Source organism: Mycobacterium sp. NGS57, from assembly GCF_059812405.1.
The window spans coordinates 159,429-182,245 of record NZ_JCALCP010000008.1; the positions used below are offsets into that span (position 1 = coordinate 159,429).

20 protein-coding genes and 1 pseudogene are annotated in these 22,817 nt (G+C 70.1%); 9 read left to right on the plus strand and 12 right to left on the minus strand.

All coding sequences use genetic code 11. From position 1 onward, the window contains the following. Positions 1–7 precede the first annotated feature (7 nt). The 3 genes from AC5Y43_RS16825 to rfbA are packed head-to-tail and all read left to right on the plus strand — an operon-like array spanning position 8 to position 2,064. Complete coding sequence (locus AC5Y43_RS16825; RefSeq protein WP_499974258.1) at positions 8–763, plus strand: maleylpyruvate isomerase family mycothiol-dependent enzyme; 756 nt, start codon at positions 8–10, stop codon at positions 761–763. A gap of 28 nt (positions 764–791) precedes the next feature. Further along, a complete protein-coding gene (locus tag AC5Y43_RS16830) occupies positions 792–1,160 on the plus strand; it encodes a nuclear transport factor 2 family protein (protein WP_499974259.1) in 369 nt (122 codons plus the stop codon). 34 nt (positions 1,161–1,194) lie between these two features. Next, positions 1,195–2,064 carry a glucose-1-phosphate thymidylyltransferase RfbA gene (gene rfbA, locus AC5Y43_RS16835; RefSeq protein WP_499974260.1) on the plus strand — a complete coding sequence of 290 codons (870 nt, stop codon included), beginning with the start codon at positions 1,195–1,197 and terminating at the stop codon, positions 2,062–2,064. Here rfbA and AC5Y43_RS16840 read toward each other — a convergent pair. From AC5Y43_RS16840 to AC5Y43_RS16885, 10 genes and pseudogenes are all read right to left on the minus strand, one after another. Next, positions 2,012–3,286, minus strand: coding sequence for a YibE/F family protein (locus tag AC5Y43_RS16840; RefSeq protein WP_499974261.1), 1,275 nt, complete (start codon positions 3,284–3,286; stop codon positions 2,012–2,014). The genes rfbA and AC5Y43_RS16840 overlap by 53 nt on opposite strands. Before the next feature lie 33 nt (positions 3,287–3,319). After that, a pseudogene (locus AC5Y43_RS16845) lies at positions 3,320–4,608 on the minus strand (pyridoxal phosphate-dependent aminotransferase). A 150-nt stretch (positions 4,609–4,758) separates the two neighbouring features. Then, positions 4,759–7,620, minus strand: a complete 2,862-nt coding sequence (locus AC5Y43_RS16850) for a heterodisulfide reductase-related iron-sulfur binding cluster (RefSeq protein ID WP_499974553.1) — start codon at positions 7,618–7,620, stop codon at positions 4,759–4,761. A 128-nt stretch (positions 7,621–7,748) separates the two neighbouring features. Further along, positions 7,749–9,404 carry an Hsp70 family protein gene (locus tag AC5Y43_RS16855; RefSeq protein WP_499974263.1) on the minus strand — a complete coding sequence of 552 codons (1,656 nt, stop codon included), beginning with the start codon at positions 9,402–9,404 and terminating at the stop codon, positions 7,749–7,751. 52 nt (positions 9,405–9,456) lie between these two features. Beyond that, positions 9,457–10,026, minus strand: coding sequence for a hypothetical protein (locus AC5Y43_RS16860; protein WP_499974264.1), 570 nt, complete (start codon positions 10,024–10,026; stop codon positions 9,457–9,459). A gap of 112 nt (positions 10,027–10,138) precedes the next feature. Beyond that, the gene (locus AC5Y43_RS16865) at positions 10,139–10,648 is read right to left on the minus strand and encodes a PE family protein (protein WP_499974265.1); all 510 of its coding nucleotides are present in this window, start codon (positions 10,646–10,648) and stop codon (positions 10,139–10,141) included. Positions 10,649–10,768: 120 nt separating this feature from the next. Further along, positions 10,769–11,350: a hypothetical protein gene (locus AC5Y43_RS16870; protein WP_499974267.1), complete on the minus strand. Its 582-nt coding sequence runs from the start codon at positions 11,348–11,350 to the stop codon at positions 10,769–10,771. Between the two features lie 104 nt (positions 11,351–11,454). Further along, the gene (locus tag AC5Y43_RS16875) at positions 11,455–11,940 is read right to left on the minus strand and encodes a (2Fe-2S)-binding protein (protein ID WP_499974268.1); all 486 of its coding nucleotides are present in this window, start codon (positions 11,938–11,940) and stop codon (positions 11,455–11,457) included. Further along, a complete protein-coding gene (locus AC5Y43_RS16880) occupies positions 11,933–12,814 on the minus strand; it encodes an FAD binding domain-containing protein (protein WP_499974269.1) in 882 nt (293 codons plus the stop codon). Before AC5Y43_RS16880 ends, AC5Y43_RS16875 begins: the two co-directional genes overlap by 8 nt. After that, positions 12,811–15,159: a xanthine dehydrogenase family protein molybdopterin-binding subunit gene (locus AC5Y43_RS16885; RefSeq protein WP_499974555.1), complete on the minus strand. Its 2,349-nt coding sequence runs from the start codon at positions 15,157–15,159 to the stop codon at positions 12,811–12,813. Before AC5Y43_RS16885 ends, AC5Y43_RS16880 begins: the two co-directional genes overlap by 4 nt. A gap of 51 nt (positions 15,160–15,210) precedes the next feature. On the opposite strand from AC5Y43_RS16885, the gene AC5Y43_RS16890 reads away from it, so the two are divergent. From AC5Y43_RS16890 to AC5Y43_RS16900, 3 genes are all read left to right on the plus strand, one after another. Next, on the plus strand, positions 15,211–15,783 hold the full coding sequence (locus AC5Y43_RS16890; protein ID WP_499974270.1) for a nucleotidyltransferase family protein: 573 nt from the start codon (positions 15,211–15,213) through the stop codon (positions 15,781–15,783). 63 nt (positions 15,784–15,846) lie between these two features. Next, positions 15,847–16,095 carry an antitoxin gene (locus AC5Y43_RS16895; protein ID WP_499974271.1) on the plus strand — a complete coding sequence of 83 codons (249 nt, stop codon included), beginning with the start codon at positions 15,847–15,849 and terminating at the stop codon, positions 16,093–16,095. Continuing rightward, the gene (locus tag AC5Y43_RS16900; protein ID WP_499974273.1) at positions 16,082–16,510 is read left to right on the plus strand and encodes a type II toxin-antitoxin system VapC family toxin; all 429 of its coding nucleotides are present in this window, start codon (positions 16,082–16,084) and stop codon (positions 16,508–16,510) included. The genes AC5Y43_RS16895 and AC5Y43_RS16900 overlap by 14 nt, the downstream gene beginning before the upstream one ends. On the opposite strand, the gene AC5Y43_RS16905 is transcribed toward AC5Y43_RS16900, so the two are convergent. Together AC5Y43_RS16905 and AC5Y43_RS16910 are read right to left on the minus strand one after the other, a co-directional pair. Beyond that, complete coding sequence (locus AC5Y43_RS16905; RefSeq protein ID WP_499974274.1) at positions 16,507–17,457, minus strand: amidohydrolase family protein; 951 nt, start codon at positions 17,455–17,457, stop codon at positions 16,507–16,509. The two genes, AC5Y43_RS16900 and AC5Y43_RS16905, sit on opposite strands and share 4 nt — an antisense overlap. Continuing rightward, entirely contained in the window at positions 17,457–18,947 is a 1,491-nt protein-coding gene (locus AC5Y43_RS16910; protein ID WP_499974275.1) for an aldehyde dehydrogenase family protein, read from the minus strand. Before AC5Y43_RS16910 ends, AC5Y43_RS16905 begins: the two co-directional genes overlap by 1 nt. A 109-nt stretch (positions 18,948–19,056) precedes the next feature. Between AC5Y43_RS16910 and AC5Y43_RS16915 the strand changes: the two genes are divergently transcribed. The 3 genes from AC5Y43_RS16915 to grpE all read left to right on the plus strand — a co-directional run bounded on the left by AC5Y43_RS16915 (position 19,057) and on the right by grpE (position 22,789). Then, positions 19,057–20,010, plus strand: coding sequence for a LysR family transcriptional regulator (locus AC5Y43_RS16915; RefSeq protein ID WP_499974276.1), 954 nt, complete (start codon positions 19,057–19,059; stop codon positions 20,008–20,010). A 278-nt stretch (positions 20,011–20,288) separates the two neighbouring features. Next, the gene (gene dnaK / locus AC5Y43_RS16920) at positions 20,289–22,154 is read left to right on the plus strand and encodes a molecular chaperone DnaK (protein WP_499974279.1); all 1,866 of its coding nucleotides are present in this window, start codon (positions 20,289–20,291) and stop codon (positions 22,152–22,154) included. Next, complete coding sequence (gene grpE / locus AC5Y43_RS16925; RefSeq protein WP_499974281.1) at positions 22,151–22,789, plus strand: nucleotide exchange factor GrpE; 639 nt, start codon at positions 22,151–22,153, stop codon at positions 22,787–22,789. Before dnaK ends, grpE begins: the two co-directional genes overlap by 4 nt. Positions 22,790–22,817: the final 28 nt, after the last annotated feature.

The window sequence follows — 22,817 nt, forward strand, 5'->3', positions numbered from 1 at the left end:
TGACCGCGTGGATTATGCGGCCGCGTTCCTCGAGGAAAACCGGGCGTTTGCGGAACTCTTCCGCGACGCCGACGAGTCCACGCCGGTGCCGACGTGCCCGGGCTGGACGTTGACCCAGCTGGTGCGCCACGTCGGGCGCGGCGACCGGTGGGCCGCGCAGATCGTGCGCGACCACCTCGATCACGCCCTCGACCCCCGCGCCGTCGAGGGCGGCAAGCCGCCACCGGATCCCGCCGACGTGATCTCCTGGCTGCACGGCGGCGCGCAGCGCCTCGTCGACGCCGTCGAGCTGGCGGGCGTGGAAACGCCGGTGTGGACCTTCCTCGGCCCGCGCCCGGCGAACTGGTGGATCCGCCGGCGGCTGCACGAAACGGTGGTGCACCGCGCCGACGCCGCCCTCGCCACCGGCGGCGAGTTCCCGCTCGACGCGCACATTGCCGCCGACGCGATCACGGAATGGCTTGAGCGAGTGGCGATTCAAGCCGGCAGCGACGGGGCGCCGCTGCCGCTGGCCGACGGCCACACGCTGCACCTGCACGCCACCGATCCGGGGCTGGCCGACGCCGGCGAATGGACCATCGCCGTCGACGGCGGCGCGATCACCTGGTCGCACGCGCACGGCAAGGGCAGCGCGGCGCTGCGCGGGGGCGCCACCGAGTTGCTGCTGGCCTTCGTCCGCCGGGTCCCGCTGGCCGGCACCGGCATCGAGCTGTTCGGCGACGACGCGGTGTGGCAGAACTGGCTGGACCGTACCCCTTTCTAATTCGGCCGGACGCGGTACCTTGCTGACCATGACCACATCGGAGATCGCCACCGTTCTGGCGTGGCATGACGCCCTCAACGCTGCCGACCTGGACACGTTGGTGGCATTGTCCAGCGACGACGTCGAAATCGCCGAGGCGCACGGCGCCGCGCAGGGCCACGAGGCGCTGCGCAGGTGGGCGGCCTCCCGCGAGGGCACGGCCGAGCCGGGCCGGATGTATGTGCACGACGGCGTCGTGGTCGTCGAGCAGAAGGTCGGCACCCCGGACGGGGGCGTCCACAACACCGCGTCCGCGTTCCGGGTGGTCCACGATCACGTCACCGCGGTGTTCCGGCACGACGATCTGGCCTCGGCGCTGGCGGCGACCGAACTCACCGAGGCCGACCTCGTCAATTAGGGTCCGGTAGGGGCCCGAACTAGGAGAAGCATTCATGCGCGGGATCATTTTGGCCGGCGGGTCGGGCACCCGTCTTCATCCCATCACCATCGGCATCAGCAAGCAGTTGCTGCCGGTCTACGACAAACCGATGATCTACTACCCGCTGACCACGCTGATGATGGCCGGCATCCGCGACATCCTGGTGATCACCACCCCGCACGACGCGGCCGGCTTCCAGCGACTGCTCGGCGACGGCTCGCAGTTCGGCATCAACCTGACCTACGTCACACAGGACCAACCCGACGGGCTGGCACAGGCTTTCGTCCTGGGCGCCGATCACATCGGCAACGACTCGGTGGCATTGGTGTTGGGAGACAACATCTTCTACGGCCCCGGCCTGGGCACCAACCTGGGCCGCTTCCAATCCATCAGCGGCGGAGCCATTTTCGCCTACTGGGTGGCCAACCCGTCGGCCTACGGTGTCGTCGAATTCGGGGCCGACGGCATGGCGCTGTCGCTGGAGGAAAAGCCCGAGACACCGAAGTCCCACTACGCGGTGCCGGGCCTGTACTTCTACGACAACGACGTGATCGAGATCGCCAGGGGCCTGAAGAAATCGGCGCGCGGCGAGTACGAGATCACGGCGGTCAACCAGATCTACCTGAACCGGGGCCGGCTGGCCGTCGAGGTGCTCGCCCGCGGGACGGCGTGGCTGGACACCGGGACCTTCGACTCGCTGCTCGACGCCAGCGACTACGTCCGCACGCTGGAACGCCGGCAAGGCCTCAAGGTCAGCGTCCCCGAGGAGGTGGCGTGGCGGCAGGGCTGGATCGGCGACGAGGAGCTGGCCGAGCGGGCGCGCACCCTGGTCAAGTCCGGTTACGGGGACTACCTGCTGCAGATGCTGGAACACCCGCGGTAGCGGCCGGTTTGGCCAGCACGGCGGCGATCCCGGTCGTCAGCGGCACCGAGAGCGCCAGCGCGACGCCGCCGACGGCCGAGCGGGCGAGCTCGATGGCCACGCTCTCGCTGACCAGCACGTCGCCCAGCGAGCGGTTGGCGACGCTGAACAGCAGCAGCAACGGCAGCGAGGTCCCGGCGTAGGCCAGCACCAGCGTGTACACCGTGCTGGCGATGTGGTCGCGGCCCACCCGGATCGCGCCTGAGAAGATGGCCCGCCGGGAGGTGTCACCGCCGAGGTTCGCCAACTCGAACACCGTCGATGCCTGCGTCACGGTCACGTCGTTGAGCACGCCGAGTGACCCGATGATGAACCCGGCGAGCAGCAGCCCACTGATCGACACGTTGCCCAGATACGCCGACACTCGGGAATTCTGGTCGTCGGACAGGCCGGTGAGGTGCGCCAAATCCACTGCGGCCCAAGACAATCCGGCGGCCAGCAGCAGCGCCGACAGCGTGCCCAGCAGGGCGGCGCTGGTGCGCAGGTTGATCCCGTGGGCGAGGTAGATCACCGCGTAGAGGATGGCCGCCGACGCCACCAGCGCCACCGGAACCGCCGGCGCGCCGTCGCGCAGCGCCGGCAGCAGGAACACGACGAGCACGCCGAAGGCGACCGCGATGCCCACCAGCGCGCGCAGCCCGCGCCAGCGGGCCACGGCGACGATCACCACCGCGAACGCGACCGCCAGCGCGACGAGCGGCCAGCCCCGTTCGAAGTCGTAGAACGCGTAGCTGGTCGCGCCCTGGTCGTCGACCTGGCGGACGAGCCGGACGCGGTCGCCCGGCGCGAAGTGCGGCTGTCCCGGGCCGGGGGAGGACTCCAACAGCGTCCTGGCGCCGGCGTTGGGCCCGGAATCGATCGCGACGAGGGTCTGTGTGCACCGCCCGGCGCCGGGCTGGGCCGGCTCGGGCGGGGCGGTGAGCACCTGGCTGGCCGACGGGCTGCCGCAGTCGCTCAGCGCGCTGGACAGCACGTGGCCGGTCACCGTGGTGACGGGCCCACCGGCCGCGTTCTGGAACGGCAGCGGGATCTCGACGTGCTGGCGGCTCGGCCACAGCAGCGCCGCCCCGGCGATGACGGCCACACCGATGGCGGCCAGCAGCCCCACGACGACCCGGGCGGGCAGCGGGCCCAGCGGCGTGGGGGACGAGCTGCGCAAGTTGTGCGTGTGTGCGTGCGTCACCCGGTTGAGGGTAGAGGCGCCCGGTCGCCGTGCTTATTGCCGATAGCTGGCCAGGAAGTTACCCAGCCGCTCGATCGCGGCGGCAAGGTCACGCGACCACGGCAGCGTCACGATGCGCAGGTGATCGGGCTGCGACCAGTTGAACCCGGTGCCCTGGGTGACCAGGATCTTCTCCGACAGCAGCAGGTCGAGGACGAGCTGCTCGTCGTCGGCGATCTCGTAGACCTCGGGGTCCAGCCGGGGAAACGCGTACAGCGCGCCCTCGGGTTTGACGCAGGACACTCCCGGGATCTCGTTGAGCTTGGTCCAGGCGGTGTCGCGCTGCTCGAGCAGGCGCCCGCCGGGCAGGACCAGGTCCTCGATGCTCTGGTGGCCGCCGAGGGCGACCTGGATGGCGTGCTGCGCGGGGACGTTGGGGCACAGGCGCATGTTGGCCAGCAGGCTGATGCCCTCGATGAAGCTGCCGGCGTTGTCCTTCGGGCCGGTGATGGCCAGCCACCCGGCCCGATAACCGGCCACCCGGTAGGCCTTCGACAGGCCGTTGAAGGTCAGGCAGAGCACGTCCGGGGCCAGGGAGGCCACGCTGATGTGCTTGGCGTCGTCGTAGAGGATCTTGTCGTAGATCTCGTCGGCGAGCAGCAGCAGCTGGTGCCTGCGGGCGAGATCGACCATCTGGGTGAGGATTTCGCGGCTGTAGACGGCGCCGGTGGGATTGTTCGGGTTGATCACGACCAGCGCCTTGGTGCGCTCGGTGATCTTGGACTCGAGGTCGGCGATGTCGGGCTGCCAGTGCTGGGTTTCGTCGCACAGGTAGTGCACCGGCGTGCCGCCCGCCAGCGAGGTCGAGGCCGTCCACAGCGGGTAGTCCGGCGACGGGATCAGCACCTGATCGCCGTTGTCCAGCAGGGCCTGCAGCGTCATCGTGATCAGCTCGGAGACGCCGTTGCCCAGGTAGACGTCGTCGACGTCGAAGCGGGGGAAGTCCTCGACGAGTTCGTAGCGGGTCACCACCGCGCGGCGGGCCGGCAGGATGCCCTGGGAGTCGGAGTAGCCCTGGGCGTACGGCAGGGCCTGGATCATGTCGCGCATGATCACGTCGGGCGCCTCGAAGCCGAACGGCGCCGGGTTGCCGATGTTGAGCTTGAGGATGCGGTGGCCCTCGGCCTCCAGCCGCGCCGCGTGCTGGTGCACCGGGCCGCGGATCTCGTACAGCACGTCCTGCAATTTGGACGACTGCGCGAAGGCCCGCTGCCGGTGATGGCCGACGTTATGGGCGGGCAGGTGGTGCGTGGTCACCCACCTATGGTGCCATCGGTGTCCAATCGAATTTCCCTGTTGGCGCCAAATCGTGCCTTTCGTGCAACATTGGCCCCGGCCCGAGGCCGGCCTTCGCCGAGCGTGATCTCAGGGCGAGAATTTAGCGATCCGCCGTGATTTTTGCGCCCTGAGAACACGCTCGGTGAAGCGGTCGGTCAGCGTTTGCCCGGCGGACGCGCCCCGCGAGCGATGCCCAGCCCTTTAACGGGCGCCGCGGGCGGTGCCGGATCCCCGTCGGACTCCGCGGCGGGCTCCGGCTTGGCCTCGGGTTCCGGCTTGGCCTCGGGTTCCGCCTTGGCCGCCGGGGCGGCGGTCTTCTTGGCGCCGGGCCGCTTGGCGCCGGCGGCGATGCCCAGCCCCTTGACCGGCGCTGCCGCAGCCTTGGGCTCCTCGGCCGCCTCAGCGGGCGCCTCGGTCTTCGCCTCGGCCGCCTCGGCCGCCGGGGCCGACGGGGCGGCTTTCTTGGCGCCGGGCCGCTTGGCGCCGGCGGCGATGCCCAGCCCCTTGGCCGGGGCGGCCGGCGCGGCCGGAGCCGCGGACGCCTCGGTGGCTTCAGCCGCGGGAGCCGCCTCAGCCGCGGGAGCCGCGGCCGCCTTCTTCGCACCCGGTCGCTTGGCGCCGCCGGCGATGCCCAGCCCCTTGGCGGGGGCCGGGGCGGCCTTGGCGGCCTTCTCCGGCTCGGCGGCCGGGGCGGGCGCGGGCTCCTCGGTGCGCGGCGGTGCCTCGGCGGGAGCGCTCGCCTTCGGCGCCGCTTTAGGCTTTTCCGCCGCCCGCTTCTCGGCTTCCTTTGCGGCCGTGCCCTTTTCGGGCAGCGTCGCCTTGTCGTACTCGAGGGACGCGAGCAGGATCTGGGCCACGTCGAGCACCTCGACGCCGCTGCGGCCGGCCTCCTCCTGACGGTCGTTGACCCCGTCGGTGACCATCACCCGGCAGAACGGGCACGCGGTCGCGATGGTGGTCGCCCCGGTGGCCAGCGCCTCGTCGACGCGTTCGTGGTTGATGCGCTTGCCGATGTGCTCTTCCATCCACATGCGGGCACCGCCGGCGCCGCAGCAGAAGCTGCGCTCGGCGTGCCGCGGCATCTCGGTCAGGTTGGCGCCCGCGGCGCCGATCAGCTCCCGCGGCGCCTCGTAGACCTTGTTGTGCCGGCCCAGGTAGCAGGGGTCGTGATAGGTGATGTCCTGGGAGACGGGGGTGACCGGAACCAACTGCTTGTCGCGCACCAGCCGATTGAGCAGCTGCGTGTGGTGCAACACGCTGTAGTCGGAGCCCAGCTGCCGGTATTCCTTGCCCAGGGTGTTGAAGCAGTGCGGGCAGGTCACGACGATCTTGCGGTCGACGCTCTCCACGCCCTCGAACACCCCGTCCAGGGTTTCCACGGCCTGCTGAGCCAGCTGCTGGAACAAGAACTCGTTGCCCGAGCGCCGCGCGGAGTCGCCGTTGCAGCTTTCGCCCGTCCCCAACACCAGATATTTCACGCCGGCGACGGCCAGCAGCTCGGCGACGGCCTTGGTGGTCTTCTTGGCCTTGTCGTCATAGGCGCCCGCGCAGCCCACCCAGAACAGGTACTCATAGCCGTCGAAGCTCTCGACGTCCTGACCGTAGACCGGGACGTCGAAGTCGACCTCGTCGATCCAGTTGGTCCGGTCGGAGGCGTTCTGCCCCCACGGATTGCTTTTGGTCTCAAGGTTTTTGAACAGGACCGACAGCTCGGAGGGGAACTCCGACTCCATCATCACCTGGTAGCGGCGCATATCGACGATGTGGTCGATGTGTTCGATATCCACCGGACACTGCTCGACGCACGCGCCGCACGTCACACACGACCACAACACGTCGGGGTCGATGACGCCGCCCTGCTCTTCGGTGCCGACCAGGGGCCGGGTCGCCTGCTCGGGCCCGGAGCCCAGGACGCGGCCGAAGCCCGACTCGGGAACGTGGTGCTCCTCGGCGTGCTTCTCACCGGAAAGCTTCTCGCCCACCCCGCCCTCCGGCGTGCTCTCGGCGGGGGATTGCTTGTCGCCCAGGATGTAGGGCGCCTTGGCCATCCAGTGATCGCGGAGGTCCATGATTACGAGCTTGGGGGACAACGGTTTTCCGGTGTTCCACGCCGGGCATTGCGACTGGCAGCGCCCGCACTCGGTGCAGGTGGCGAAGTCCAGCATTGCCTTCCAGCTGAAGTCTTCGATCTTGCCGCGGCCGAATTCGGCGTCGTCGGGCGGGTTTTCGAAGTCGATGGGCTTGCCGTCGGCCTCGATCGGCAGCAGCGGGCCCAGCCCGTCGGGCAGCCGCTTGAAGATGACGTTGATCGGCGCCAAAAAGATGTGCAGATGCTTGGAGTGCAGCACGATGACCAAAAACGCCAGCATCACGCCGATGTGCAGCAGCAGAGCCACCGTTTCCAGGACTTCGTTTCCGGTGTGGCCCAGCGGACGCAGGATCACGCCGAACAACTGCGACAGGAACGCGCCCTTGCCGTAGGGCAGTGTGCCGTTGTTGACGGCCGACCCGCGAACCAGCACATAGGTCCAGATGACGTTGAAGATCATGAACAGGATCAGCCAGGCGCCCCCGGTGTGAGAGCCGTAGAACCGCGACGAGCGACCGTATTCCTTCGGCTCGGTCCGCAAGCGGATGATCGCGAAGGTGGCGATGCCGAGGAAGACGGCGGTCGCGAAGAAGTCCTGCAGGAAGCCCAGCGCGTCCCACCGGCCGATGAACGGGATGTGGAAGTTGTCCTGGAAGAGCAACCCGTAGGCCTCGATGTAGACCGTGAGCAGGATGAAAAATCCCCACATCGTGAAGAAGTGCGCCAGGCCGGGGATCGACCACTTGAGGAGCCGGCGCTGCCCGAAGACCTCGGCGATCTCCGTCCAGATCCGCTCGCCGACGTTGTCTGTGTGCCCCGGGGCCGGTTTGCCGGAGGTGACCAGCTTGAACAGCCACAGGACCCGCCGCGCGGCGAACAGGAGCACGACGGCCGTCATGCCCACGCCCACTACCAGTCTGATGAGCATCTGGGTGTCCACAGAACACTTCTCCAATGCCTAGTCATTCGGGGTACTCGACCCCCATCTTTTGCCTGCTTAGGCCCTGCTCATAGTGACATCACCGCGCATTCGGCCGCGAGAAAGGCTGCCCTAACTCAAGGCCGGGGCGGCTGGGGCGGGAATAGGGGCAGCGGTCTGGACCGGGTCGTCGGCGCCGCGGTGGTGGTCGCCTGCGACGTCGTCGTCGGCGCGGCGCTCGTGGTGGTCGCCGTCGTGGTGGTCGGGGCCTGGCTGGTGGTGGTGGCCGTGGTGGCGGCCTCGCTGGTGGTCGTCGGCGCGGGCGGCTGCGGCGACGACGACGGCGGCGGGACCACGGTGACGGTGGTGCTGTTGTCCGGGCCGGTGATGGTCACCGTTTCCGACGTCGGGGGCGGCCCGGGCTGGCCGGGCGGGGTGGTGTTGGCGGGGCTGGTCTTCGTGTGGCCGAGGGTCAGCGCGAGCACCACCGCGACCAGCACGGCCGCGGCCGCGCCGACGACGCTCAAAACCAGCGCGCTGCGCTTGTACCACGGCAGTGGCGCGATGTCGGCGTCGTCCCGGCGCGCCGGGCCCAGTCCCGTTGGCTCCCGCCGGTATTCGCCGGTCATGTCGGGTCCCGTGTAGGGCACCGGCTCGTCGGCGTCGTCGGCGTCCTGGGACCACGCCAGGGCTTGATCGCCCCCCGAGACCCGGGAGGTCTCGACCGCCTCGGTCGGGTTCTCGACGACGGGACTCGCGGCGGTCGCGACGCCCGCCGCGGCTTGCTGCTGACCCAGCACGGCCGCGCCGAGGGCGGCGGCGAACGCGGGCTGCGGCGCGGCGTGGACCGGCACCCGCAGGCGCTCGGACAGGCGCGTGTTGATCAGCGGGATGGCGGCGCCCCCGCCGACGGCCGCGACGGCGGCGAGGCCGGGCCGCTGAATCCCGTTGCGCCGCAAGGTGTCGTCCACGCGGTCGAGGAATCGCTCCAGCGGCGGGGCGACGAGTTGCTCGAGTTCCAGGCGGGCGAGCCGGACCTGGCCGCCCGAGTCCGCCGCGACCGTCGCCGCCGTCGCCGCCGACAGCCGTTCCTTGGCGCGACGGCACTCGCCGAGCAACCGGCTCCCCGCCCCGATCCGAGTGGTGCTGGCCACGTCGCGGGTCTCGGCGTCCGAGGCGGCGCGGACGTGATCGAGGACGAGTTGATCGATCGCGTCGCCCGAGAGGGCGGTGTCGCGCACGGACGGACCGATCTGCCGGGAGTTCCCGGCGTCGATCAGGGTCAGGCTGGTGCCGCTGGCGCCGAAGTCGCACACCGCGACGACGCCGCCGGTCGGGAATCCCGGGCCGGTGCGCAGGGCGGCGACCGCGGCCACGGCGTCGGAGACCAGGGCCGGCGCGACCCCACCGCGGGTCAGATCCCGCTGGGCGAAGAATTCCTCACGCAGCGCGGTGGTTTGGGCCTGCGACCAGTACACGGGGACCGCGACGGTGACCGGTGTGCCGTAGCCGACCGTGCGCGCCATGGCTTCGATCGCCTCGACCGTCAAGACCTCGCCCAGGTACTTCGTCCCGTCGGCCGCGACCAACGGCGCGGGGTCCCCGACCCGTTCGACGAATCCGCGCAGCACCAGACCCGGTTCACTCAGGCCCGGGTTTTCTTCCGGCAGGCCGATTTCGGTGGCCCGGTGCTCGAACAGCGTCAGCACGGCGCTGCGGGCCACCGGCGCCCCGCCCGCGCGCGCCGCAACCAGGTTGGCGGCACCGATCGACAATCCGAGCGAATCGCTCATATTCCACACCCCACCCCAGCGAGTCTATGGGCGCGACCCGCTCGTCGGCCGGTTACGACAGGCCGGGAGGCAGCGTGACCGGATTGGGCACCCCGGGGATCGTGATCACCGGCGGCAGCGACGGCAGGTGATGCCGGTGCGTCGGCTGCTGCTGGGTGGGCGCGTGCGTCGGCTGGTGGGTCGGCTGTTGCGCGGGCGGCTCGACGGCGCTGCTGCTGGGCGGCTCCTCTGACGGACTGGTCGTCGTGGTGCTCGGCGCCGTCGTCGTCGTGGTGGTCGTCGGGGTGGTGCTGCTGGTGCTCGGGGAAGTGCCCTGACCGCCCTGGGTGAGCTGCATGAGGCCGTAGACGATCAGCGCGAGCAGCACCAGCACGGCGAGGACCCACGCGACGATCCCGGCGGGCCGCCGGTACCACGGGGTGGGCTCGGGTTCCTGCCCGAAGGTGTCGGGCTCCTCGGGTGGCGCCTGGTCGGGGGGGATCTCCCCGGGCGGCGGTTCTCCGGGTGGCGGGGACGCGGGCGGACGCTCTCCGCCGGGCGGTGGGGGTCCGCCCGGGGCGCCGTAGTTCGCGTACTGCGTCTGCTGGTTGTGGAAGTCCTCCGGTGGGCCGTTGCGTGCCACGGACCCGATGGTACTGACCCCGCCTGGGGGCCAGCGCGCTACGTGGGCGCCGAGCTCGCGGACCCAGGCCGCGGCGCACCGGGAGCAAATGCCGATTTCGCCGGCGGCTGGGTCAGAGCGTGCCGAAGAGCGCTTTGATAATCGCCCCGACGAGCGCGCCGACTATGGCGTTGATAATTGGCGTCAGAATTGGTGACAACACGAACCAGATCGCGGCGCCTATCGCATTTTGCAACTGCGTCAATACTGCGCCGAACCACGCGGTCACCGGATCGGTGACGGCCGCGGCGACGCCGGCAACGGAACCCGCGATCGCGCTCAAGGGTTGCAATGCCGCGGCGTTGGCCGCCTCGGCGCTGGCGAACGCGGTCGCGCCGGCGCTGACATTCTGCGCAAACTGCTGATGAAAGGCCGCCGCCTGGCCGGCCACTGCCTGGTAGTCCAGGCCGTGCGCGGACAGCAGCTGCGCCACGCCCGCCGACACCGCGTCGGCGGCGGGGGCCGCCACGCTGGCGATCGAGGCCGTCGCCGCCGTGTGCGCGTCGCTCAGCGTCGAGCCGATATTCGTTAAATCCGTTGCCGCCGTCGCGATCAGTTCCGGCGCCGCGAACACTTCCGACATTGCCGTCTCCTGACGCGTCATGGATCGTATTCGGGACGGCAAAGACTATCGCGCCCGCCTGCTAAACGCCACCGGACCCAAATCCGCGGGAATTCACCGCCGCAAATGTCTTAAATGCGGCTAATACGTGTTGACCTTCTCGACGCTGACGAACATGCCGTGGCCGGTGTGGTCGTTGGTGAACCGCGTGCCGTCGGCCGAGGCGTCGATCGTCCAGCCCTGCGCCGCGTAGGTGTGGTAGTCGATCGTGACGGTCGGGATGGCGCCCAGGTTGCCCAGCACCCACTGCACGTTGCCGCCGGCGCTGATGCTGACGCCGTTGGCGTGCTCACCGTCCTGCAGGGGGGAGTTGGTGAAGGGCGCCTCGCAGCCGACGGCGTCCTTGTTGATCTGGCAGCGCGTCATGCCGGACTTGGTCTCGATGAAGACGTAGCCGTTGTGGTCGGGCGGCAGCGGGATGGAACCCGCGGGTGGCGTGGTCGGGGCACCCGGGGCCGGCGGCGGGGCGGAGGTCGGGCCGCCGGGCGCCGGCATCGCCGTGCTCGGTCGCGGCGTGGGAAAGGCCGGTTCGGTCGGCCCGGTCCCCGGCGTGGCTACGGGCTTGCCCTCGATCACGGAGCTGCAGCCGGACACCAACGCCAGACTCGCCAGCAGCAGCGAGCCCCCGGCCAGACTTCGCCGTACCTGTCGCGATACCTGCACCCGCCACTCCTGAGAAATCCCGGATCTCAGCGGATAGGGTACGCGTGGCGGCGCGAAAGTTGCTGCAACCGCGGGCTTATCGATGCCGAGTCGATGGCGCAGGTTTACCGCTGCGTGACCGATTGCAGCTCGGCGGCCCGGTGCGCGGCGGCGACGATGCCCTGATAGCCCGTGCAGCGGCAGAAGTTGCCGGACAGGCCTTCGCGGATTTCCTCGTCGGTGGGGTCGGGGTTGTCGCGCAGCAGCGCGGTCAACGACATCACAAAACCCGGCGTGCAGAAACCGCATTGCAGCCCGTGGCACTCCCGCAGCGCCGACTGCACGGGCGACAGGGTGCCGTCCGGCGATGCGACGCCCTCCACCGTCGTCACCTCCAGGCCGTCGGCCTGCACGGCGAACATCAGGCACGACCGCACGGCCGCGCCGTCCACCAGGACCGTGCAGGCGCCGCACGACCCGTGCTCGCAACCGAGATGGGTTCCGGTCAGCCCGCACTTGTCGCGCAGGAAGTCCGCCAGCGTCATGCGCGGTTCGACGGTGGCCGTGATCGGGGTGTCGTTGACCGACAACTGGACCGGTTGTTCAGGCATTGCGCGCCCTCGCTTCCTCGATGGCTTGCGACCAGGCGCGCGCGGCCATGGCGGCGCCCACCTGGGTGCGATAGTCGGCCGACCCCTGCAGGTCGGTCGGAATGTCGTCGAGCCCGGTCATCGCGGCCCGGCCGATCTCCTCGGGCACCAGCTCGCTGACCGGCTTGCCGATCACCGCGGCCTCGGCCGCCGTCGCGCGCCGGGGCGTGGAGCCCAGGCCCAGCAGCCCGATCCCGCAGCGCGACACCCGGTCGTCGTCGCCGAGCGAGACGGCGACCAGCGCGCCCGCGATCGCGAAATCGCCGTGGCGGCGCGAGAATTCGTGGATCGCGAACCCGGACCTGCCGTTCCACACCGGGAACCGGACCCCGGTCAGCACCTCGTCGGGTGCCATCGTGGTTTCCCACAGCCCGACGAAGAAGTCCGCGGCGGCGATCTCGCGGGTCCCGCGCGGCGACAGCACCTCGATCACCGCGTCCAGCGCCAGCGCGGCCGCCGGGTATTCGCCGGCGGCATCGGCGTGGGCGACCGAGCCGCCGAGGGTGCCGCGGTTGCGGATCTGGAAGTGTCCGACGAACGGCGTCGCCCGGGTCAGCAGCGGAACCGCCTGGCGCACTTGGGTATCGACGCCGACGGCGGCCTCGGTGGTGCCCGCGCCGATCCACAGCTCCTGGCCGCGCGCCTCGATGCCGCGCAGCTCGCTCAGCCTCGAGATGTCGATGAGGTGGTCGAAGTACGCCAGGCGCATCGACAGCATCGGGACCAAACTCTGGCCGCCCGCAATGATTTTCGCGTCCTCGCCCAGCTCGGCGAGCAGGCGCACCGCGTCCTCGATGGTGTCCGGGCGGTGGTAGTCGAACGCGGCGGGCTTCATCGGGCCGCCTCGTTCAGCAGCGCCGCGATGGACGCGGGGCTGGCCGGTAGTCGGGTGATCGTGACGCCCAGCGGCGCGAGCGCGTCGTTGATGGCGTTGATCACCGCGGGCACCGAGCCGATGGCCCCGCCCTCGCCGGCGCCCTTGTACCCACCGGGCCCGGGGCCGGGGATCTCGACGTGGCCGAACTCGATGGGCGGCACCTCGGTGGTCGTCGGCAGCAGGTAGTCGACGAACGTGGTGGCCAGCGGGTTGCCGTCGTCGTCGTAGGCCATGTCCTCCATCAGCGCCCCGCCGATGCCCTGCACGGTGCCGCCGGCGATCTGGCCCTCGACGATGGCCGGGTTGATCATGGGCCCCACGTCCTCGCTGACGATGTAGCGCAACAGGGTGACCTTGCCGGTGGCCACGTCCACCTCGCAGGTGCAGGCGTGGGTGGCGTTGGCCCACAGGATGGGTGCCTTGGCGACGTAGCGGGCGGTGGCCTCCAGCTCGGGCGACATCCCCGGCGGCAGCGCCTGCGGCGAGTAGTACGCGACGTAGGCCAGTTCCCCGAAGCTCACCTGCTTCGACGGGTCGTCGCGCACCGCCGCGGCCGAATGCGCCAGCTCCACTTCGGATTCGGCCACCTTCAAATGGTGCGCGGCCAGCGCGACGATCTTCTTGCGCAGGATCCCGCCGGCCTCCTCGACCGCCCCGGCGGTCATCGGGCCGCTGCGGCTGCCCTGGGTCCCGGCGCCGTACGGGGTGATCGCGGTGTCGCCCTGGATGGTGGACACGTCGTCGATGTCGGCGCCCAGCGCGTCGGCGGTCAGCTGAATGACGGTGGTTTCCAGGCTGTTACCGCTCGAGCCGCCGTTCACGTAGACGTTGATCTTGCCCGTCGGCTCCATCCGGACGGTGCAGCCCTCGGTGGCCAGGTGGCCCGTCGCCGCGCCGGTCGGCTCGATGTAGGCCGAGAAGCCCAGGCCCAGGTAGCGGCCCTGGGCGAGCGCTTCGCGCTGTTCCTTGCGAAACCCTTCGTGGTCAAGGATTTTCACGGCCTGCTCGAACGTCTCGCTGGGGGCGACGTGGTCATAGGGCATGCCGTTGGGGTTGAAGTAGGGCATCTCGTCGCGGCGCAACAGGTTGCGCCGGCGCAGCTCGACGGGGTCCATCTGCATCTTGCGCGCGGCGATGTCGAGCAGGATTTCGCGCGCGAGCGTCTCGTACTGCCACGGGCCGCGGTAGGCGTGCAGGCCGCTGGTGTTGGTGAACACCGTCTTGTAGTTGAAGCTGGCCTTGGGCACGCGGTAGGGCCCCGGGAAGAACATGCCGATCGCGGCCGTCGTCAGCACCGGATACGGCGTCGGGTAGGCCCCGATGTCCTGGACGAAGTCGATGTCGACCGCCGCGATGTTGCCGTCGTCGTCGAACGCGATGCGCCCGGTCCCGTCGACGTGGCGGGCCTGGCCCGCCGACATCAGGTTCTCGCGGCGATCCTCGATCCACTTCAGCGCCGCCGGCACCTTGCGGGCGGCCAGCATGATGCACATGTCCTCGCGCATCGGGACCACCTTCTGGCCGAAGGCGCCTCCGGTGTCGCGCATGATGACCCGAACCCGTTGTGCCGCAATGCCCAACAGCCGCGCGCAGAAGGCCCGCAGCTCGTGCGGGGTCTGCGTGGACGCCCACAGGGTGAGCTCGCCGGAGGCGGCCTCCCACTCGACGACCAGACCGCGGGTCTCGATCGGCACCGGCGCGTAGATCTGTTGGTAGATGTTCTCTTTCACCACGCACGCCGCCGATGCGAACAGCTCCTCGTCCGGCGGCGCGCCGCCCATCCCGCCCGCGACGTTGTCGGCATAGGTGTCGTGCACCAGCACCTCGGAGGACTGCGCCCGGGTGAAGTCGGTGATCGCGGGCAGCGGGTCGTAGTCGACGTCGACCAGCTCGAGCGCGTCCTCGGCGATGTAGCGGCTCTCGGCGACGATCAGCGCGACGGGGTCGCCGACGAACTTCGCCTCGCCCTCGGCCAGCGGCGGGCGCGGGGTGTCGGCGACGTCCTTGCCCGCGACGGCGTGCCACGCCTCCTTGACGTCGGGGTTGAGGTCGGCGGCGGTGAACACCGCGCGCACCCCGGGCAGCGCCAGGGCCGCGGAGGCGTCGATGCCGTTGATCTTCGCGCGCGCGAACGGGCTGCGCACGAAGCAGGCGTGCAGCATGCCGGGCCGCGAGATGTCGTCGACGAAGCCGCCGCGTCCGGTGAGCAGCCGGAGGTCCTCCACGCGCTGGACGCGGGTGCCGGCGTACCGCGGCGCCGGGGCTGTGGCGGCCGCGGGGGCCCCTTGCACGTCCTGGGTCATGTCGCTCCATCGGTTGTCGCTGGATGAGAAGCTGAATGTCATCATAGGAGAGTGCCGTTATCGCAGTCGACGGGTTCGGCGTCATTCGTGCCGCGCAGTGTCGGCGTGCTGCTCGCGGCGGGGGCGGGACGCCGCTACGGCAAGCCGAAAGTCCTGGTAGACGGCTGGCTGGAGACCGCGGTGGGCGCGCTGCGTGACGGTGGCTGCGCCGACGTCGTCGTGGTCCTGGGCGCTGCGGAGGTCGCCGCCCCGCCGGGAGCGACCACGGTCCTCGCCGCGGATTGGCGCGACGGGCTGAGCGCGTCGGTGCGTGCCGGGCTGGCCGAGGCGGGCCGCGGGCAGGCGGATCTGGCGGCTCTGCACGTCATCGACACCCCCGACGTCGGCCCGGCCGTGGTGGCGCGGGTCCTGGCCCGTGCGGCGGAGTCGGCCACCGGCCTGGCGCGCGCGTACTTCGGCGGCCGGCCCGGGCATCCGGTGGTGCTGGCGCGCCGGCACTGGCCCGGGGTGCTGGCCCGGCTGTCCGGGGATCAGGGTGCGGGGGCGTACCTGCGCGAGCGGGGTGACGTCGAGGCCGTCGACTGCACCGACCTCGCCGGCGGCGCCGACATCGACGAGCCCTGAGCCGAGCCCCTCGGGCCGGCCTGAGACGCATCATGATGCAGAACCATGATGCTATGATGACCCATGCGCACGACCGTGAACATTTCCGATGAGCTCCTGGCCGAGGCGAAGCTGATGGCCACCAAAACTCGGCGCTCGCTCGGGGACGTGATCGACGATGCGTTGCGCGTGCTGCTCAAGGGTCAACCGGCGGCCGCCCCGCCGTCGGCGTGGTCGTTTCCCACTGGCGGCGACGGCGGGCTGCAGCCCGGGGTGAACCTCGAGGACCGCGAAGCGCTGGCGGATTTGCTGGGCGACAATGCTGTGCCCTGACGTCAACGTCCTGCTCTATGCGTTCCGTCGGGACAGCACAGCGCACTCGCAATACGTCGACTGGCTCCAACGCTCGATGACCGGCCATGAGCCCATCGGAGTCAGCGAGCTGGTCCTTTCGGCGGTGGTCCGCCTGGCCACGAACCACCGGATTTATCGGCAGCCCAGCCGCACCGCCGACGTCCTCGAGTTCTGCGAGGCGGTGCGGAGCGGCCCGGCCGCCGTCCCGCTACGGCCCGGTGTCAGACACTGGGGGATCTTTGCCCGGTTGTGCAGCGAGGTGTCCGCCACGGCCAATTTGGTTCCCGATGCCTACCACGCGGCGCTCGCCATCGAAAACGGCGCCACCTGGATAACCAACGACCGCGGCTACGCCAGGTTTCCAATTCTGCAGTGGCGCAGACCATTCGGCTAGAGGCCCAGCAGCCGCTCGGCGTTGCGGTGGCCGATCAGCGCCCGATCGTGCTCACTCAGCGGCAGGCCGTCGAAAAACTCGCGGGCTGCGCGCATCGACCCGAAGGGGTAGTCGGCCGAAAAGCACACGCGCTCAACGCCGACCTGTGCGATCAGGTTGGCGTAGGTCGCCTCGTCGTTGAAGTTGGCGAAGGTGTAGTTCAGGTTTCGCCGCAGATACGCGCTGACCGGGTGCCGCAGCCCGGTCAATTCCGGCTTCAGCGTCGCGTCGAACCGCGGCAGCATGAACGACGTCGCCTCCCCCATGTGCCCGATGATGAATTGCAGGTCGGGGTAGCGGTCGAACACGCCACCGAGGATCAGGCGCAACACGTGCGTGGCGGTGTCGATGTGCCAGCCCCAGCCCACCGTGGACAGCGCGAACGTCACCTCCGGGGCGAACCCCGCGTAGCAGGCCTCGATCACCCGCGGCGGCGGCATGGTCGGGTGCAGGTAGACCGGCACCCGCAGCCCGGCGGCGCGCGACAGGACCGGGTCGAAGAAGGGGTCGTCGAGGTAGCGGCCCCGGCCGTGCCCGTTGACCACCGCGCCGACGAAGCCGTCGCCGCGCACGGCGCGCTCGAGTTCGTCGGCGGCCGCCTCGGGCGCGCTGATCGGCACGGCCGCGAAGCCCGCCAGCCGGTCGGGGTACCGCGCGATCGCCGTCGCCAGCTCGTCGTTGCATTCGCGGGCCAGCCGAACGGCTTCCGGCCCGTCCAGCTGTTCGACGCCCGGCGCGGCCAGCGACAGCACCGCCACGTCGACGCCGGCGTCGTCCATCGCCGCGATGCGGCCGTCGCCCAGATCGCTGATCGGCGCGGCGATTTCGGTTCGCGACGCCAGCCAGCGTCCGGGGCCGTTCAGGAATTCCGTTGTGGCGTAATGCTCTTCAAGCGCTATCGTGCGCACTAGCCCGCCAGCACCCGGGCGGCGGCGCTCCAGTACGGCAGTTCGTCGCGCTTGGCGGCCAGCCGGATCGTCTTGGTGTAGCCGTACTCCGCCAGGGTCTCCTGGGCGTGCTCGCGGCCGAATCCGCTGTGGCCGACCCCACCGAAGCCCGTGCCGAGCGAGATCCGGTGATAGTTGTTGACGAAGACGGCGCCGGCCCGGATGCGCCGGCTCACCCGCAGCGCCCGGTCGCTGTCCTGCGTGAACACCGCCGCGACCAGTCCGAACGGCGTGGCGTTGGCGATCCGCACCGCCTCGTCCTCGTCGGCGAACGGCATCAGGGTGACAACCGGGCCGAAGATCTCCTCGCGCGCCACCCGCATGGCCGGCGTGACGCCGGTCAGGACGGTCGGCGCGACGTAGAAGCCCTCGGCCAGCCGCGGATCGTCGGGCAACGGCGCCTGGGCCGCGATGCGGGCGCCCTCGGCCTCGCCGACCCTGAGGTAGTCCAGCACCTGGTGTTGTTGCCGGCGGGTGACCAGCGGCCCGACGTCGGTGGCGGGGTCGGCGCCGTCGCCCACCCGCAGCCGGCCGACCGCCGCGCACAGCTTCGCCTCGAACTCCGCATAGATGTTGTCCTGCACCAGGATTCGCGACGACGCGGTGCAGGCCTCGCCCTGGTTGAAGAAGCCGCCGTCGACGGCGGCCAGCAGCGCCTCGTGCAGGCTGGCGTCGTCGAAGACCACCAGCGGGTTCTTGCCGCCGAGCTCCATCAGCGTCGGGGTCAGGTTGCCCGCCGCGGTCCGCAGCACCGCCGCGCCCGTCCTCGGCGATCCGGTGAACGACACCTTGCCCACCAGCCGGTGCCCGGCCAGCGCGGCGCCCACCTCGCCCCTGCCCGGCACCGCCTCCACCACGCGGTCGGGCAGGACCGACTGGATCAGCTCGACCATGCGCAACACCACCGAGGGCGTCTGCTCCGGGGGTTTGAGCACGACGGCGTTGCCGACGGCCAGCGCCGGCGCGATCTTGCCCGCGGTGTGGATGGGGGGCCAGTTGAACGGCACGATGGCCGCGATCACCCCGTAGGGCTCCAGCGTGGTCAGGTCCAGCACCGGGCCGTAGTCGCGGGCCTGGCTGGGCAGCACCTCCACCAGGCTGCCGAAGTACTCGAAGATGGCGATCGCCGATTCCACGTCGAAGTTGCGCGCCTGGGTGATGGGCTTGCCCATCTCGAGGGTCTCGAGCGCGGCGATCTCGTCGGCGTGGGCGCGCAGCACCTCGGCGACCTGGCGCAGGTGGCGGCCGCGCTCCCGCGCCGGGCGCTGCTTCCACCGCAGGTGCGCGGCGTGGGCCCGGCGGACGGCCTGGTCCACCTCGTCCGGCCCGGCGCCCTGGACGACGGTGACGGTCTGGCCCGTCGCCGGGTTTTCCACGACGAATTGATCGTCGGTGGACGCCGAAGACCAGCGGGTCCGGGTCTTGGTGAGGGTGGATGCCGACAAATCCATAGGGCGCACCGTCCGAGTGAGGGGGAGTGGGACTGACGCTGGGTGGTCGCGAAGTTAGTTAGACAAACGTTAAATTAACGGCGCCGTCACGCGCCAACAACATTTTTTGATGGCGCTTATCACCGACGGTGATAATGGCTCGGTGGAGCTTCGCCAGCTGGACTACTTCCTCGCGGTGGCCGACACCCTCAGCTTCACCCGGGCCGCCAAGAGGCTGCACGTCGTGCAGTCCGGAGTGTCCGCCACGATCAAGGCGCTCGAACGCGAACTGGGCGCGCAACTGTTCGTCCGGGGGCCGGGCGGGGTGGCGCTGACGCCGGCGGGGCGGGAGCTGGCGCCCCATGCCCGCGCGACCATCGACGCCGCCCGCGCGGCCAGGGAGGCCGTGGCCGCCGCCGGCGGGGCCATCCGCGGCTCGGTCATCCTGGGGACGTTGACGTCGATCAACGTCATCGACCTGCCGACCCTGCTGGCCGATCTGCATGCCCGGCACCCCGGCGTGCTGGTCCAATTGCGTTCCGCGCGGGCCGGTTCCGCGGGGCTGGCGCAGCAGCTGCGCGACGGCAGCCTCGACGTCGCCCTGGTCGTGTTTCCCGACGGGCCGCCGGCCGACCTGCACACCCGGCTGGTGGCCGCCTTCCAGCTGCTGCTCGTCGTGCCGGCGAGCCACCCGCTGGCGGGGCGGGAGTCGGTGACCCTGGCCGAGCTGGCCGGGATGGCGTTCGTCGACGGCCCGCCGGGCTACGGCAACCGGGCCGTGGTCGACCGGGCGTTCGCCGCCGCCGGGGTGTCGCGCACGATCGCCCTCGAGGTCGCCGACATCGCCACCACCGCGACCCACATCCGCAACGGCCTGGGCATCGGCTTTTTGAGCCGATTCATCCTCGACGAGATCGGCGACTCGGGCCTGGCCACCGTCCGCGTCTCCGACTGCGACCTCACCTGGCGCCTCTACGTCGCGACGTCCGCGGTCCGGCCGACCAGCGCGGCCACCCGGGCGGTGTTGTCGCTGATCGAGGAGATGATCCCCGAGCGTGGCGCGGCGACAGTGCGCCGAGCGTGAGCCCAGGGCGTCGAGTGTGAGCGCAGGGCGTCGAGTGTGTACCAGTGGCGGCCCCAGGCCGATTTTTCCGCCCGGGGTTCACACCCGAAGCCGTGGATTCACACCCGATGCACCCCCCGGGAACAAGATCGCCGCGCCCGCCGTTAGCATGGTCAACAAGTTGAGTGAACAAGGCTCAACCCTGGGTTGACACCAGGGAGCTCGCCAGGGCAGTCTTGAGCGTGGTTCACTCAGCATAGTGCCACCAAAGAAGCTCTACACACTCAGGAGGAATCACTATGGCTCGTGCGGTCGGCATCGACCTCGGGACCACCAACTCCGTCGTCGCAGTGCTCGAGGGCGGTGACCCCGTCGTCGTCGCCAACTCCGAGGGCTCGCGGACCACGCCGTCAGTCGTCGCGTTCGCGCGCAACGGCGAGGTACTGGTGGGTCAGCCCGCCAAGAACCAGGCCGTCACCAACGTGGACCGCACCATCCGGTCGGTCAAGCGGCACATGGGCACCGACTGGTCCGTCGAGATCGACGACAAGAAATACACCGCGCAGGAGATCAGCGCCCGCGTGCTGATGAAGCTCAAGCGCGACGCCGAGGCCTACCTCGGTGAGGACATCACCGACGCGGTCATCACCGTGCCGGCCTACTTCAACGACGCCCAGCGTCAGGCGACCAAGGAGGCCGGCCAGATCGCCGGCCTGAACGTGCTGCGCATCGTCAACGAGCCCACCGCCGCGGCCCTGGCCTACGGCCTGGACAAGGGCGAGAAGGAGCAGACCATCCTGGTCTTCGACCTGGGCGGCGGCACCTTCGACGTCTCGCTGCTCGAGATCGGCGAGGGCGTGGTCGAGGTCCGCGCCACCAGCGGTGACAACCACCTCGGTGGCGACGACTGGGACGACCGCGTCGTCGAGTGGCTGGTCGACAAGTTCAAGGGCACCAGCGGCATCGACCTGACCAAGGACAAGATGGCGATGCAGCGGCTGCGTGAGGCCGCCGAGAAGGCCAAGATCGAGCTGAGCTCCAGCCAGAGCACGTCGATCAACCTGCCCTACATCACCGTCGACGCGGACAAGAACCCGCTGTTCCTCGACGAGCAGCTGACCCGCGCGGAGTTCCAGAAGATCACCCAGGATCTGCTGGACCGCACCCGTCAGCCGTTCCAGTCGGTGATCAAGGACGCCGGGATCTCGGTTTCCGAGATCGACCACGTGGTGCTGGTGGGCGGTTCGACCCGCATGCCCGCGGTGACCGAGCTGGTCAAGGAGCTCACCGGCGGCAAGGAGCCCAACAAGGGCGTCAACCCCGACGAGGTCGTCGCCGTGGGTGCCGCGTTGCAGGCCGGTGTCCTCAAGGGCGAGGTGAAAGACGTTCTGCTGCTTGACGTTACGCCGCTGAGCCTCGGCATCGAGACCAAGGGCGGCGTGATGACCAAGCTCATCGAGCGCAACACCACGATCCCGACCAAGCGGTCGGAGACCTTCACCACGGCCGACGACAACCAGCCGTCGGTGCAGATCCAGGTCTACCAGGGGGAGCGCGAAATCGCCTCGCACAACAAGCTGCTCGGCTCGTTCGAGCTGACCGGCATCCCACCGGCCCCGCGCGGCGTCCCGCAGATCGAGGTCACCTTCGACATCGATGCCAACGGCATCGTGCACGTCACCGCCAAGGACAAGGGCACCGGCAAGGAGAACACGATCAAGATCCAGGAGGGCTCCGGCCTGTCCAAGGAGGAGATCGACAGGATGATCAAGGACGCCGAGGCGCACGCCGAGGAGGACCGCAAGCGCCGCGAGGAGGCCGACATCCGCAACCAGGCCGAGACGCTGGTCTACCAGACGGAGAAATTCGTCAAGGAGCAAAGGGAAGCCGAGGGCGGCTCGAAGGTCCCCGAGGACACCCTGAACAAGGTGGACGAGGCTGTGGCCGAGGCCAAGTCGGCGCTGGGCGGCAGCGACATCTCCGCGATCAAGTCGGCGATGGAGAAGCTGGGCCAGGAGTCCCAGGCGCTCGGCCAGGCGATCTACGAGGCCACCCAGGCCGAGGGCGCCTCGCCCGGTGGCCCCGGCGGCGACGCGGGCCCGAGCGGTTCGGCCGATGACGTCGTGGACGCGGAGGTGGTCGACGACGACCGGGAGGCCAAGTGACAGACGGCAACCCGAACCCGGAACAGGTGACGATCACCGACAAGCGGCGCATCGACCCCGAGACCGGCGAAGTACGGCAGGCCCCCCCCGGCGCTGAGCCCGGAGCTCACCCGGGCGGGGCCGCGCCGGCCGGTGCCGATACCGGCAAGGTGGCCGAGCTGACCGCCGACCTGCAACGCGTGCAGGCCGATTTCACCAACTACCGCAAGCGGGCGCTGCGCGACCAGCAGGCCGCGGCCGATCGGGCCAAGGCGTCGGTCGTCAGCCAATTGCTCGGCGTGCTCGACGATCTCGACCGGGCGCGCCAGCACGGCGATCTGGAGTCGGGTCCGCTGAAGTCGGTGGCCGACAAGCTGATGGGCACGCTGACGGGCCTGGGCCTGACGCCGTTCGGCGAGGAGGGCGAGGCGTTCGATCCGGTCCTGCACGAGGCCGTGCAGCACGAGGGTGACGGCGCCGACGGCTCCACGCCGGTGATCGGCACGGTCATGCGCCAGGGCTACAAGCTGGGCGAGCAGGTGCTGCGGCACGCCATGGTCGCCGTCGTAGACACCATCCCGGGCAGCGTCCCCGGGGCCGGCGACGCCGAAATCGAGCCCGACACGGGCGATAAGCCCGACACCGCAGGTAAATAGGCCCAGAATCAACACAAATGGATAGAGA

What these genes read in the sequence shown, in the direction of transcription:
- AC5Y43_RS16895 (WP_499974271.1), top strand. Translation starts at nt 15,847, where the DNA reads ATGCGCACGACCGTGAACATTTCCGATGAGCTCCTGGCCGAGGCGAAG.
- AC5Y43_RS16830 (WP_499974259.1), top strand. Translation starts at nt 792, where the DNA reads ATGACCACATCGGAGATCGCCACCGTTCTGGCGTGGCATGACGCCCTC.
- AC5Y43_RS16865 (WP_499974265.1), bottom strand. Translation starts at nt 10,648, where the DNA reads ATGTCGGAAGTGTTCGCGGCGCCGGAACTGATCGCGACGGCGGCAACG.
- AC5Y43_RS16855 (WP_499974263.1), bottom strand. Translation starts at nt 9,404, where the DNA reads ATGAGCGATTCGCTCGGATTGTCGATCGGTGCCGCCAACCTGGTTGCG.
- AC5Y43_RS16915 (WP_499974276.1), top strand. Translation starts at nt 19,057, where the DNA reads ATGGCGCTTATCACCGACGGTGATAATGGCTCGGTGGAGCTTCGCCAG.
- AC5Y43_RS16900 (WP_499974273.1), top strand. Translation starts at nt 16,082, where the DNA reads ATGCTGTGCCCTGACGTCAACGTCCTGCTCTATGCGTTCCGTCGGGAC.
- AC5Y43_RS16850 (WP_499974553.1), bottom strand. Translation starts at nt 7,620, where the DNA reads ATGCTCATCAGACTGGTAGTGGGCGTGGGCATGACGGCCGTCGTGCTC.
- AC5Y43_RS16910 (WP_499974275.1), bottom strand. Translation starts at nt 18,947, where the DNA reads ATGGATTTGTCGGCATCCACCCTCACCAAGACCCGGACCCGCTGGTCT.
- rfbA (WP_499974260.1), top strand. Translation starts at nt 1,195, where the DNA reads ATGCGCGGGATCATTTTGGCCGGCGGGTCGGGCACCCGTCTTCATCCC.
- AC5Y43_RS16885 (WP_499974555.1), bottom strand. Translation starts at nt 15,159, where the DNA reads ATGACCCAGGACGTGCAAGGGGCCCCCGCGGCCGCCACAGCCCCGGCG.
- AC5Y43_RS16880 (WP_499974269.1), bottom strand. Translation starts at nt 12,814, where the DNA reads ATGAAGCCCGCCGCGTTCGACTACCACCGCCCGGACACCATCGAGGAC.
- AC5Y43_RS16875 (WP_499974268.1), bottom strand. Translation starts at nt 11,940, where the DNA reads ATGCCTGAACAACCGGTCCAGTTGTCGGTCAACGACACCCCGATCACG.
- dnaK (WP_499974279.1), top strand. Translation starts at nt 20,289, where the DNA reads ATGGCTCGTGCGGTCGGCATCGACCTCGGGACCACCAACTCCGTCGTC.